At 37.4% G+C, this 12,916-nt stretch carries 11 protein-coding genes; all 11 read right to left on the bottom strand.

Annotation, left to right across the window (positions count from 1 at the left end):
* Positions 1 to 31: 31 nt before the first annotated feature.
* The 11 genes from IGJ50_RS10675 to murG all read right to left on the bottom strand — a co-directional run bounded on the left by IGJ50_RS10675 (position 32) and on the right by murG (position 12,912).
* Positions 32 to 1,425, bottom strand: a protein-coding gene (locus IGJ50_RS10675; protein ID WP_429949949.1) for an IS3 family transposase whose coding sequence is annotated in 2 segments (ribosomal slippage) — positions 32 to 885 and positions 885 to 1,425 — 1,395 coding nt in all. Because the reading frame shifts where the segments join, the coding sequence is not laid out codon by codon here.
* 150 nt (positions 1,426 to 1,575) lie between these two features.
* Positions 1,576 to 4,365 carry an isoleucine--tRNA ligase gene (gene ileS, locus IGJ50_RS10670; protein ID WP_429950304.1) on the bottom strand — a complete coding sequence of 930 codons (2,790 nt, stop codon included), beginning with the start codon at positions 4,363 to 4,365 and terminating at the stop codon, positions 1,576 to 1,578.
* Between the two features lie 515 nt (positions 4,366 to 4,880).
* On the bottom strand, positions 4,881 to 5,591 hold the full coding sequence (locus tag IGJ50_RS10665) for a DivIVA domain-containing protein (protein ID WP_069639237.1): 711 nt from the start codon (positions 5,589 to 5,591) through the stop codon (positions 4,881 to 4,883).
* Positions 5,592 to 5,610: 19 nt separating this feature from the next.
* Positions 5,611 to 6,393, bottom strand: a complete 783-nt coding sequence (locus IGJ50_RS10660) for an RNA-binding protein (RefSeq protein WP_069639238.1) — start codon at positions 6,391 to 6,393, stop codon at positions 5,611 to 5,613.
* 22 nt (positions 6,394 to 6,415) lie between these two features.
* The gene (locus tag IGJ50_RS10655) at positions 6,416 to 6,688 is read right to left on the bottom strand and encodes a YggT family protein (RefSeq protein WP_069639239.1); all 273 of its coding nucleotides are present in this window, start codon (positions 6,686 to 6,688) and stop codon (positions 6,416 to 6,418) included.
* Positions 6,689 to 6,698: 10 nt separating this feature from the next.
* Positions 6,699 to 7,298 (bottom strand): cell division protein SepF, encoded by a 600-nt coding sequence (locus tag IGJ50_RS10650; protein WP_069639240.1) that lies wholly within the window; start codon positions 7,296 to 7,298, stop codon positions 6,699 to 6,701.
* A 13-nt stretch (positions 7,299 to 7,311) separates the two neighbouring features.
* Positions 7,312 to 7,989: a YggS family pyridoxal phosphate-dependent enzyme gene (locus tag IGJ50_RS10645; RefSeq protein WP_069639241.1), complete on the bottom strand. Its 678-nt coding sequence runs from the start codon at positions 7,987 to 7,989 to the stop codon at positions 7,312 to 7,314.
* Positions 7,990 to 8,004: 15 nt separating this feature from the next.
* The gene (gene ftsZ, locus IGJ50_RS10640) at positions 8,005 to 9,261 is read right to left on the bottom strand and encodes a cell division protein FtsZ (protein WP_069639242.1); all 1,257 of its coding nucleotides are present in this window, start codon (positions 9,259 to 9,261) and stop codon (positions 8,005 to 8,007) included.
* Between the two features lie 26 nt (positions 9,262 to 9,287).
* Positions 9,288 to 10,610, bottom strand: a complete 1,323-nt coding sequence (ftsA, locus tag IGJ50_RS10635) for a cell division protein FtsA (protein ID WP_069639243.1) — start codon at positions 10,608 to 10,610, stop codon at positions 9,288 to 9,290.
* A 160-nt stretch (positions 10,611 to 10,770) separates the two neighbouring features.
* Positions 10,771 to 11,625, bottom strand: a complete 855-nt coding sequence (locus tag IGJ50_RS10630; RefSeq protein WP_429950300.1) for a cell division protein FtsQ/DivIB — start codon at positions 11,623 to 11,625, stop codon at positions 10,771 to 10,773.
* Between the two features lie 195 nt (positions 11,626 to 11,820).
* Positions 11,821 to 12,912: an undecaprenyldiphospho-muramoylpentapeptide beta-N-acetylglucosaminyltransferase gene (gene murG, locus IGJ50_RS10625; protein WP_069639245.1), complete on the bottom strand. Its 1,092-nt coding sequence runs from the start codon at positions 12,910 to 12,912 to the stop codon at positions 11,821 to 11,823.
* Positions 12,913 to 12,916 lie beyond the last annotated feature (4 nt).

Genomic DNA, 12,916 nt, shown 5'->3' with positions numbered 1-12,916 from the left:
ATAACCCGACCGAAGAAATTTGGTCGGGTTTTTATGCGGTCATCCGTTTGCGATATTGAACGGGACTGCAGCCGAGCCTTGTTTTGATTCGGTGATGATTATAGTAATTAATCCACTCTTTAATTGCCCTCTTCAACCTTTTAAAGCTTGTATAAATCACACCATAATAAATTTCTTGCTTTAATAGACCAAAGAAGCTTTCCATCGGTGAATTGTCAAGACAATTCCCTTTTCGGGACATGCTCTGGAATATTTTTTTCTCCGCTAAAGGCTTTCTATAACCATTCATCTGGTAAGCCCAGCCTTGGTCAGAATGGAAAGTCCGACGATAGGGGCAGTCCGCGGTTTGTTCTATGGCTTCTTTTTGAGCATCAAGAACGGCCTTTGCATTTGGTTTTTCTGATATTCGATAGGACAGAATTTCCCCGTTAAACAGATCTAGGAATGGGTCTAAATACAGCTTCTTGATGACAGGTTTTCCGTTCGTATCTTGTTCATAATACTTAAATTCAGAAGTATCAGTTGTAATCTTTTGATGAGGAACCGAGGTAACAAATCGTCTGTGAATCCGATTCTTTGCCACTCGTCCAACAGTCCCTTTGTAGGAATTGTACTTACGTGATTTGCGTGTAAACTTTACGCTCTTCAGCCCAAGCTTACGCATGATTCGACGGATTTTCTTTTGATTTACCTTTACTCCCTGTTCGTTCAGGGCGATTTGAATCCGACGATACCCATAGTTCCCATCGTTTTCTTCGAAGATTTCTTGAATGGTTTCCTCTAGCTTGGCATCTGGATTCCCACGATTCAATCGCTTTTGCCAATACATGTATGTCGCTTTAGGAAATTTTGTCGCTTCAAGAAGAATCGTTAATCGGAACTCCTTTCGGAGTTCGTGGATGATTCGTGCATCTCGTTCTTGAGTCGATCTGGGATATTCATCCCTAAAGCTCGGAGCTTTTTTACGAAGGCCAGTTCTGCACGAAGCAGTTCATTTTCTCGTTCCAGTTCTTGTTCACGCGTTAACGGCCTTTTTGGTATTTGTTTCTTCTTTTTCTTAGTCATTGAAGGCCTTCCTTTCAGTTTCGGTAAGAGACCTTCAATGCCTTCACGCAGAAATAGTTGGTGCCAATGTTGGAGTAGATTTCCAGATGGCAATCCATATTTCAATGCGACATTAAGGTAAGAGTCACCGCTAGTCAAATAATAGTGTATGACATCTTGCTTGAATTGGGAAGAATAAGTTTGTTTATTTTTACGTCGGTTTAAGGCATTAAAGTCCAATTTTTCTACAATCTTTACCCATTTTCTTACTGTTGAATCCGCTGGAATACCGTATCGGCGAGCTAGAGCCACATACCCACCTTCTCCCCTCTGATACGCTTCAACTACTGATTTTTTAAAGTCATAATCATATTTAGCCACTATAAAAAGCCCCCTAAGTTAGATTTTCTGGTCTAACTTAGGGGGCTCACTTCAAAACTCGTTTTGGTTCACACTCTTTATCTGTATAATGATAAGAAAAAAACGGCAATTTGTAGGCGAGACACTTTTTTCCTCAGCCTTTTTTAGTTCTTACTCTTCAAATCCTTCTGCTACAGCTTCTGGATAATTTTCTTCAACGATTGCTGCGCAACGTCCGCATAAATGAGGTAATTTTTCATCCTCCCCAACATCCGTACGTACCGCACGGCAACGGTCACAAGTTTCCCCCGCTGCTTTTTCTACAAGAATCGACATATCATCGAATTTTTCAACATTTTCTGGAACTTCTGCCGTTCTTGAAGCCACCTCAAAATCTGAAACAATCAATAATTGTGCCACATCTGCATCTACAGCTGTTAATAACTCATGGATTTGTTCATTAGGATAGACGGTTACTTTAGCTTCTAATGATTTACCAATCAATTTAGAATTACGTGCTTCTTCTAAAGCTTTCAGTACATTATCTCTAAAGTCCATAAAGGCTGCCCATGTATCTAAAAGCTCTTGTTGGTTGGCAAACTCTTGATAACCTGGGAATTCAGATAATTGTACATAGTCTTCCTCTTCTTTTAGGAAGCTCCAGATTTCCTCAGAAGTATGAGGGATGATCGGCGTTAACAGTTTCGTTAATGCAACAGCTGTTTGATAGAACACCGTCTGCATGCAACGACGTTGATCGTTATCTTCCGCCTCAATGTAGACAACATCTTTCGCAAAATCTAAATAAAATGAAGATAGATCAACTGTTAAGAAGTTCATCACTGAACGATAGATTTGCATGAAGTTGTATTTTTCGTAGCCTTTTTCACGAATTTCTTGAATTACTTGGTTTAGACGAACGATCATATATTTATCCACAGACCGCAACTCTTGATAGGATACAGTATGCTCTTTGGGTTCAAAATCACTTGTATTTGCTAATAAAAAGCGCATTGTATTACGGATTTTACGATAAACTTCAGAAACTTGATTCAAGATTTCCATTGAAACACGTACATCTGCTTCGTAATCCACACTACTTACCCACAGGCGTAAAATATCCGCACCCATTTGTTTGATTACTTTATCAGGTAAAATTGTATTCCCTAAAGATTTACTCATCTTACGGCCTTCACCATCTAATGTAAAGCCTTGTGACAAGACTGCTTTATAAGGTGCTACACCATTGATAGCTACACTAGTTGTAATACTTGAATTAAACCAGCCACGGTATTGATCAGAGCCTTCTAGGTACATATCAGCTGGGAAAGTCAGTTCTGGACGTTGACGTAAAACAGCTTCATGTGATGACCCTGAATCAAACCAGACATCCATGATATCTGTTTCTTTTGTAAATTCACCATTTGGCGAACCTGGATGTGTAAAGCCTTTTGGTAATAATTCTTTTGCTTCACGTTTAAACCAAACATTAGATCCATGTTCCGCAAATAAATTGGCAACATGTTCGATTGTTTCCGATGTGATGATTGCCTCTCCATTTTCAGCATAGAAAATCGGCAATGGTACGCCCCACGCGCGTTGACGAGAGATCACCCAGTCACCACGATCACGAATCATATTGTAAAGGCGTGTTTTTCCCCATGGCAGAATCCAATCAACTTTTTCTACTTCATCTAAGATATTTTGGCGGAACTTATCGATAGAGGCAAACCATTGTGGTGTTGCACGATAAATCACCGGTTTTTTTGTACGCCAGTCATGTGGATAACTGTGAGTAAAGAAATCTAATTTTAATAAGGCATCTTTTTCATCAAGTAAAGCTGTGATCATTGGGTTTGCTTTATCATAGAAAACACCTTCAAAGCCAGGTGCTTCATCAGTAAATACTCCTCTGTTATCCACAGGTGATAAAACATCTAGATTATATTTTTTACTTACAATGTAGTCATCTTCACCATGTCCTGGTGCAGTATGAACCAATCCAGTACCAGCTTCTAATGTGACATGATCGCCAAGCATTACTAATGACGTACGATCATAGAACGGATGTTGAGCTGTCATGTACTCCATGTCTTTACCAGAAATCGTTTCAAGAACTTCGACCTCTTCCCAACCAATCGCCTCTTTAACTGTGTTTAGAAGATCTTTCGCTACTACATATTTTTTACCGTAGGCATTTACTACAACATATTGATACGCTGGATTTACTGAAATCCCTAAGTTTGCTGGCAGTGTCCAAGGCGTAGTTGTCCAGATCACAAATGATGTATCTGTATCTAAAATTCCTTTTCCGTCAACCACTTTGAATGCAACATAAATAGAGGCTGATTTAACATCTTTATATTCGATTTCAGCTTCTGCTAAAGAAGACTCACTTGATGGAGACCAGTAAATTGGTTTTAAGCCTTTATAGATGTACCCTTTTTCAGCCATTTTTCCAAATACACGAATTTCAGCTGCTTCATAGGTTGGATCTAGTGTGACATAAGGATGATCCCAATCACCAGCAACCCCCAAACGTTTAAAATCAGCACGTTGAGTGTCGACTTGCGAACGAGCATATTCTTCACATTTTTCACGGTATTCAGCTAAGGTCATTTCCTTTCTTTTGATTCCTTTATTCGTTAAAACTTGTTCAATTGGTAAACCATGAGTATCCCAACCAGGTACATATGGTGAACGGAAGCCTGACATAGATTTTGAACGAATGATGATATCCTTACTAATTTTGTTTAGGGAATGACCTAAATGGATATTTCCATTAGCATATGGCGGTCCATCATGCAAAACAAACGTTGGTTTACCTTCATTTAATTCTTGACGCTTTTCATAGATTTTTTGCTCTTCCCAATCTTTTTGCCATTCTACTTCACGGTTCGGCAAATTCCCACGCATTGGAAAAGCTGTTTTTCCTAATTGTAATGTTTCTTTCATTTTCATTTTTATTTCCTCACTTTCTTTTGTAGCTATTAATACTGTTGTTCGATTTAATAGCGTATAAATTAACTTTTTACAATTTTTGATTGGGTATTTTATTGTCTCGCTAGGATTAATCGTACTATCATAGTGTGATTCATTAGTACGGATACTTCGCTCTCTTCGTTCGCCAAGTACTGTTCATCATCTACTCTGGCGAAGCCAATCGTAGTCCTTCAATTCTTTGTGCTTTAGCCTTATAAATTGATGAGATTGAAACGAAGTGTAGTGATGAACAGCAAAAAGTACCTTCATCCCAAGGGACGAAAGTACTCGCGTTACCACCCAAATTTAAAATAATTAAGCCATTCAATTATTTCCTCTGTTGATTGTTAACGAAATCACTCGTCAAGTTTTACTTGCTTCAAACTTGAGTAAAATAGAGGATCTTTTCAATACCAGGATCTGTCAAACTTTCACTATCATTGACTCGCTAAAAGAATGGTTATTGACTTTTCTGTTCTATTTATTTACTAAAATTATTTAGGATCTTGATTTAATAAATCAAGCATTGCTTTTGGATCCAATGCCGCTTGTTCAAGTGTCGGCTTTGCTTGTGTATCAGCTTCAACTGGTTTGACAGCCGCATCGTCACTTTTATCAAGTTCATCTGCTAATACTTCTTTGATCACAGTATGTGAGTCACTTACATAGCTTGAAAATGGTTTTAATAATTCATTCCACTCTTCACTTTTCACTTGTTCTAATTGTGCTTCTAACATCAAACTTAAACGTTGATGAAAAACACGTGTCTTTTTCTTCAAATCATCTGTTTCAGCGGCTAATTGACGCGCACGATCTGTTGCATCTGTTAAAATTTCTTTTGCTTTTTCTTCTGCAGATGTAATAAGATTACTTGAGCGCTTTTCAGCAGAAGAAATCATTTCATTTGCTGTATTTTCAGCGGATGTTACAATTACTTCTGATTCTTTGTTTGCACTTGTTTTTACTTTATCAGCAGTATCTTGTGCTACAATGATCGATTGGTTCAATGCATCTTTCAATTCATTGAAATATTGTAATTTTTCCTCGGCATGCTTTAATGATTTTTCAAGTTCTCGTGTTTTTTGTAGAGAATCTTCATAATCTTTCGTTACTTGATCTAAAAAATCATCTACGTCGTCTTGATTGTACCCTCTCATTTTTGAAGAAAAATTTTTATTTTGAATATCTAATGGAGTTAATGCCATATTCCTTCACCTCTTTGGATTATTTTCGTAGAACTCCCAATAACAAACGAAACTTGTCCTTTTTCGTCTTACCTTCTAACTCTTGGATCTGAATTCGCCCAAATCCTCTAATCGACACAATGTCTAGCAAATCTACTAAGAAATCTGGTCTGACATTCTCCGTCCAATTCACTTTGACTTTTCCAGATTCGATCAACTGCTTTGATCTTTGTCTAGATATATTATATACGCTAGAGATCAAAATATCTAGACGTAAGGAACTTATTGTTGTCCGTTCATGTGTCCAGTCATCTTTAGGCAGTATGATCTCTGTATACTTTCTTTTTTCTAATCGCACAGATATTTTCCCGATTTTTTCTACCTGAGTAATCACGAAATTGACTATTTCTTTTGCAATAAATACTTGCCATCTCTCACCATCAGAAATAATATCTCCAAAGTATTCACGCTTAATCCCTGTATTCACTAAGGTACCCAACACCTTACTGTGAGATAACGTAGAGAATTTTACTGGATAAACGATTTCTAGTAATTCTACTTCAAAATCTTCCTCTTTTGGCTCGTAATAATCTGGAAATATCAGACAGCGTTTGCGCTCAGCCTGCTCATATCCACCATAAAATTTAAACTCAAGCTCACTGCTTTGCCTTATCAGTGTCTCTAAGATATATGCTTGTCTAGGATCTAAAAAATCAGACAAATATGGTGCATATTGACTTTCAACTTGTTCTAACCAATCACCAACAGAATCAATAAAAGGATGCTCATCTTTTCGAAAATGTTGGTACACATTTGCGTTCATAGATAGATCATCCTTTCTTTTATTAATACATGATTGATTGCAAAATCCGACCTAATCCACTCGCTGCTAAGTTCAACACGATAATTGCAATCATTACATTAAACCCTACCATACCAATTCGCAAATTTAATCGATCAAATAGGCTCAAATAAGGTTCAGCAATTCTTGAAATCAAACGGCCAAACGTAGAATCATATGCTCCTGGAAACCAAGATAATAATGCATAAATAATTAAAATACCCGAATAGATTTGGACACCTCTATACAATAGAAATATAAATAGAGCGATACTCATTACCTCCTAACTAAAAATCAAACATTTGTTTCTTAGCTAACGATTGTGCGGTAGCACTATCGATTTCTATGTTTGATGGTGTACAAAGAAAAATTTCATCGCCTACACGTTGAATGTCTCCATCTAACGCATAAACAGTTCCCGTAAGAAAGTCAACAATTCTTCTTGCTTGATTTTCTTCCACTAAATGAAAGTTGATCAATACAGCATCACTTGCAATAATATGTTTAGCAATGTTCATTGCTTCAGAATAAACCCTTGGTTCAATAATTGTAATCTTACCTGGTTTACTTGTACTATGTGTATCTTGCGAACGTTTTGAATTTGAGTTATTAGAGCTACGCATGGAGACAACTTTTTGCTCATTAAATGCTGTTTCCTGACGGCTTTCTTTCTTATCTTGATGCGTTTCTGTTGAACGATAACGAGCAGATGGTTTTTCGGTTAAAGGTTCAGTTGCAGTCGGTCTTTGTACTTGTGCTTGTCGAACCGTCTGTCTGGGTTGTTCGTTAACAACCTTTTGCTCTTCATATTCATCATAATTATCATATTCATCTTCACCAGATAATCCAAAAAAGCTCGATAACGCATTTTTACTAAAAATTGACATAGATTCCCCTCCTTTACGCACCTCTGAAAATTGCTGTTCCGATTCGTACAAAAGTTGCACCTTCTTCAATAGCAATTGGGAAATCATTACTCATTCCCATGCTAAGCTCTGTACATGGTGCATATGACAGATGCTGATTATTTATTGCTGTTTGTAGTTTTTTCAACTGAGAAAACACCTCGTGAAGAACTTGCTCAGAAGCATCCAACGGAGCCATAGTCATTAATCCTACAACTTTTATTCTATCAAATTCCGCTAATTGATGAATAAAATCAATTACTTCATCTGATTTGAAACCGTGTTTACTCTCCTCACCAGTGATATTCACTTCCACAAAACAGAGAATTTGCTTCTCTGCTCGTTTTTGGATTTCCTCTGCTAGTTTGAAACTATCTAAAGCGTGAAAATAATCTATCTCATTTATTATTGATTTTACCTTCCTACGTTGTAAATTACCAATTAAATGCCACTTAATCGATGAAAACTTTCTCAGTGCCATCTTTTTTTCTAATAATTTATCAACTCGGTTTTCAGCCATATTCTCAATACCAAGTTCAGCAAGCTCCTTGGCAGTGCCACTTTCCACAGATTTAGTCACGGCAATCATGGTTACATCATTGACTGACCTAGTAGACTTTTGACATGCTAGCTGAATTTCTTGATTTATTTTTTCTAAGTTATCAACTAGCATAATTAAAAATCGCTCCTATCTTTTTCTGCGGAAAAATGGTGGTGTATTTAATTCATCGTCATTGTTATGCGATGGTTCTTCACGATGAAATGTTTCAAAATCTTTCTTTTCAACATTTTCAAACGTTGTATCTTCGACTTTAGGTCGTACGTTTTGCTCACGACGGATATCCCAGTCACCAAAAGCACTTGTTTCTTCTTGTGGCTGTGGTTGTGATGGCGCAGGTTTTGACTGTTCCATATCCAAGACTGGTGCTTGTTGCACGGTTTGGATTTGAGTAGGTCGATTTTGACGGTGTGGTTTACGATCTTTTTTTGAAGGGTCGATTCCTGTTGCAATTACTGTAACACGAATTTCATCGCCTAAATCTTCATTGATCGATGTACCTAAAATAATATTTACATCTCCTGTTGCAGCACTTGTCACAATATCAGAAGCATCTTGTGCTTCAAATAATGTCATATCTAAACCGCCAGTGATGTTCAATAACACTTGTTCGGCTCCATCGATAGATGTTTCTAATAATGGAGAAGAAATTGCTTTTTTAGTTGCTTCGATCACACGATCTTCACCACTAGCAACACCGATTCCCATCAAAGCAGTTCCTTGGTTTTCCATAACAGTCTTCACATCCGCAAAGTCCAAGTTGACATAGCCTGGGGCTGTAATCAAATCTGAAATACCTTGTACACCTTGACGCAATACATTATCTGCTTCACGGAAAGCTTCAAGCATTGGTGTCTTTTTATCAACAACTTCTAATAGACGGTTGTTCGAAATGATTAGTAATGTATCAACGTTTTCTTTCAAAAGAGCGATACCTTCAGCAGCAAATCGTCCACGTTTTGGTCCTTCAAAGCTAAATGGTCTCGTAACGACCCCAACTGTTAAAGCGCCCAATTCTTTGGCGATTTTTGCAACTACAGGAGCTGCTCCAGTCCCGGTTCCACCACCCATACCAGCAGTGATAAAAATCATATCAGCTCCTTGTAAGGCATCTGAGAGAACTTGTTCACTTTCTTCTGCTGATTTTTGGCCAACTTCTGGTTGAGAACCAGCACCTAGACCACGTGTATATTTAGGACCAAGTTGAATCACTGTTTCTGCTTTCGAGTTTTTAAGAGCTTGTACATCTGTATTTGCAGCGATAAATTCAACGCCTTTGACGTTTTCATCGATCATGCGGTTAACAGCATTACCGCCGCCGCCGCCTACACCGATAACTTTGATGACTGCGCCATTGTTAATGTTATTATCTAAAGAAAATTCCATAGTATCGTTTCCTCCTGTTTTAATTGTTAGTCAAAAATGTTTGAGAAGAAGTCTTTGATTTTACCTGTAACTTTTTCACCAGATTCGTGAATTTCAGAATCATCGTAATCATCTTGAGTTGTGTCTGCATAAGTATCATATTGTACTTCTTGCTGAACAGCGATTGGTTGCGCCGATTTGATTTTCTCTCCTGGAATCGCGCCTTTGGCAATATGATAAATATCATTTAATTGAGCTGAATATTCTACGATACTAATCACATTTGTAAATACTGGATTGCGTAATCCCATATGATTTGGTACGTATAGTTTCACACTCGCATCAAAAATTTCTTGTGCCAAGTCAACTACTCCTGGAAGGCTTGCACCGCCACCAGTTAAAATTACTCCGCCGGGAAGTTCCAAAGCGTCGATTTCGTCTAATACTTCTTTTGATTTTTTAAAGATTTGTTCCACTCTTGCTTCGATCACTTCTGAAAGGTAACGTTCATCAACTTTTACAGGTTCAGACTTGCCGATCACATCAACTGGAAATTCTTCGCTGACAGACGTTCTTTCAGGGTATGCATCACCATAATTGATTTTCAGTGCTTCCGCATTATTAAATGAAGTATTTAATACAATCGAAACATCTTTAGTGACAAATTCGCCGCCTTCTTGATTCACATGAGTAAATTTCAATTGTTTATCATGCATAACAGAGGTCGTTGTCTGACCGCCACCCATATCGATGACAATCGTACCAAAATCTTTTTCACCGTCTGAAAGAACTGTTTCTGTCAACGCTAATGGCATAATGACTAATTCATTAACGATCAACCCAGCTTTTTCAACACATTTTCTTGTATTATGAATAATCGTTTTCGGTCCTGTGAAAACTACGCCGAACATTTCTAAACGAACGCCAATCATTCCTCTAGGATCTTTGATCCCTTCGAATCCATCCACTGTAAACTCTTGTGGTAGGATTGCTACGATTTGACGTTCAGGAGGAGTTGAACGAACCAGAGCTGCCGATGCAACGTTTCTTACATCTTCATCAGTGATTTCTTTTGACTCACTACTAACAGCGATCATCCCTTGACAATTTTCAACTTCAAGTAAGTTTGCTGGCAACCCCACATTCACACTTTTAATTTGAATTCCCGCTTTTTCTTCTGCTTGTCTTACTGCTCTTTGAATCGCGTTTACTGTTTTATCGATATCGACAATGATCCCTCGATTTAATCCATCAGATTTTGCGTTTCCTACGCCAATGATATTCATTTGACCTTCAATAAACTCAGCCACTACAACTTTTACTGATGTTGTACCAATATCAAGGCCTACATACATTCCTGTCTTTGCCATGAATGGGGTTCCTCCTCCTATTAATTCCAATATGTACGTGGCAAAAAATGCCCATTTACATATATATTTTTTATGAATACTCACTTCTTTCAATTTTACCATAAACATAGGCTTTTTAGAAAGCAGATTCTACTATTTTATTCTTTTATTTTTATTAACTTCATTCTAGTGCCTGTGAAGATTCGTCTACACTTTCTTCAGTTGACTCATTATTAAAAGGATATGAGAAAATCCCGACTTCCATATCAATGATTCCTGGTTTCTCCATTTGGCTTGCTACCTTCCCATAATACGCCATCTTCTCTACTAATTGAGAGATATTAACAATTACTTCATTAGCATCTTTCATGTGAAGAGTGATTAATTCTTTGTTTGCATTAGAAGGTGTATAGCGAATTTCTGAGATATTTTGTTTTATATCTTCAGGAAGTTTTTTATAAGAATCCATTAAGTTTTTTATAATTGATTGGTCCTGAAAGTTTTGAAAAACTGGCATACCACTTATTGGCGCACTCATTTCTTCTGGTAAAATCTTACCGTTTTCTAAAATAGGGTGGTAGACATTATTGACTGATTCTAAAGCCACTACTTCATATTCATCAATTTTTATATTCAATGAATTGATCCCACTCAATGAGATTGTTGCTTTTTTGACACGTGGCAATTGACGCTTGATCTTTTCTTCATAAATTGTTCTGTCACCAAACTGCTCCCATAAACTTTTACCTTTTTCCAGTTTAGATTGGACAATGACTTGCTGGTTATCAACAGACACACTTCCAGTTACACTTATACTCCCTAACTTACTAAGTGGTGAAACAAAATAAAGTACGATTAATATGGCGATTAAAAAAACCGAGACGATCAACGTCAGCCGACGGTATAATCGTTTGTTTCGTACTTCTTTTATTTTTGGTAAGCGGTCTGCAAAAGATTCGTAAGTTTTCTTTTGTTTTTCTTCTGTTTCAGGCTCTTCTGTTGAGTCTTCTGTTTCAGTTGCATTTTCTTCCGTCACTTCTTCTTGTTCTGCTTCTTCAGAAACAACAGACGGATTCCATACAGGCTGATTACCGTGTTTTTTTAAGTACTCTAGATTTTCTTTTTGCCATGGGGTCAGTTTTTGCTCATCTGGTTGTTCAGCAGACTCTAGTTGTTGGTCTGTTTGACCCTCTGAATCCTCTTTTTTCTTACTGATCTTTTACACCCCCTATCAAATAATTTCTTTTACCACTTCGTAAAGTCGTTTTGCCGCATCAGGAATACCTTCTTTTTTTGAGGCATTCGCCATCAATTGATGACGAGTTTCATCCAGTAAAATGGCATCGATTTCGGCGATCAATTTATGCCCTGTAAGCTCTTGGTCAGTAATCATTTCTACTGCTCCAGATTTGACTAAACTTTGTGCATTCTTCGTTTGATGATCATTGGTAACATATGGACTTGGGATCAAAATAGCAGGTAACCCTAATGCTGTAAATTCCGCAATTGAAGTTGCACCCGCTCGACCAACCATTAGGTCCGCAGCAGCTAAAACTTCTGCCATTTTATCAATATAAGGCTGAATGCTGATGTTTGTCAATTTTTTTTCAGAAAGATTTAAGGTTTCTTGTAATTCTTTAAAATATCGCTCTCCTGATGCATAAAGAACTTGATATTCTCTCTTTTCAAATAAAGGAAATGCTTCAATGAATGCTTGGTTTATTTTCAATGCACCTCGACTACCGCCAAAGATCACAACCGTCTTCTTGTTAGGATCTAAGCCATACTCTTTAAGGATATTCGTTTTTTCGATCATTACGACCTCTTGCGCTCTTGGATTACCGGTTAAAATCACCTTATCTTTAGGGAAGTAATCAGCAACGTCAGGAAAACAAATGGCCACTTTTGTAGCATACTTACTTAAAAATTTATTTGTCATTCCAGGGATGCTATTTTGTTCATGAACGATTGTTGGTATTTTCAAGCGTGTAGCAGCATACACAACAGAACCAGATACATAGCCCCCTGTTCCAATCACAATATCTGGTTGAAAATCTTTAATAATTTTTTTTGCTTTTCCAATACTATTTAAGAAAAGGTAGACCGTTTTGACATTCTGAGGACTAAGTGAACGACGAAATCCTTGAATCTTGATTGTTTTAAATGGGATCTTGTATTTAGGAACAATCTGACTTTCTAGGCCGTTTTCAGTTCCTACATACATGAATTCGGTATTCGGTTCGATTTTTTTTACGTAGTTAACGAAAGCCAAAGCAGGATAAATGTGTCCGCCTGTTCCGCCGCCTGTTATCAATATCTTCATAATT

The sequence above is a fragment of the Enterococcus sp. AZ101 genome (assembly GCF_050499005.1).
Taxonomy (GTDB): Bacteria; Bacillota; Bacilli; order Lactobacillales; family Enterococcaceae; genus Enterococcus_L; species Enterococcus_L ureilyticus.
This window is presented reverse-complemented; position numbering and strand designations above follow the sequence as displayed.

What these genes read in the sequence shown, in the direction of transcription:
- ileS (WP_429950304.1), bottom strand. Translation starts at nt 4,365, where the DNA reads ATGAAAATGAAAGAAACATTACAATTAGGAAAAACAGCTTTTCCAATG.
- IGJ50_RS10665 (WP_069639237.1), bottom strand. Translation starts at nt 5,591, where the DNA reads ATGGCATTAACTCCATTAGATATTCAAAATAAAAATTTTTCTTCAAAA.
- IGJ50_RS10660 (WP_069639238.1), bottom strand. Translation starts at nt 6,393, where the DNA reads ATGAACGCAAATGTGTACCAACATTTTCGAAAAGATGAGCATCCTTTT.
- IGJ50_RS10655 (WP_069639239.1), bottom strand. Translation starts at nt 6,688, where the DNA reads ATGAGTATCGCTCTATTTATATTTCTATTGTATAGAGGTGTCCAAATC.
- IGJ50_RS10650 (WP_069639240.1), bottom strand. Translation starts at nt 7,298, where the DNA reads ATGTCAATTTTTAGTAAAAATGCGTTATCGAGCTTTTTTGGATTATCT.
- IGJ50_RS10645 (WP_069639241.1), bottom strand. Translation starts at nt 7,989, where the DNA reads ATGCTAGTTGATAACTTAGAAAAAATAAATCAAGAAATTCAGCTAGCA.
- ftsZ (WP_069639242.1), bottom strand. Translation starts at nt 9,261, where the DNA reads ATGGAATTTTCTTTAGATAATAACATTAACAATGGCGCAGTCATCAAA.
- ftsA (WP_069639243.1), bottom strand. Translation starts at nt 10,610, where the DNA reads ATGGCAAAGACAGGAATGTATGTAGGCCTTGATATTGGTACAACATCA.
- murG (WP_069639245.1), bottom strand. Translation starts at nt 12,912, where the DNA reads ATGAAGATATTGATAACAGGCGGCGGAACAGGCGGACACATTTATCCT.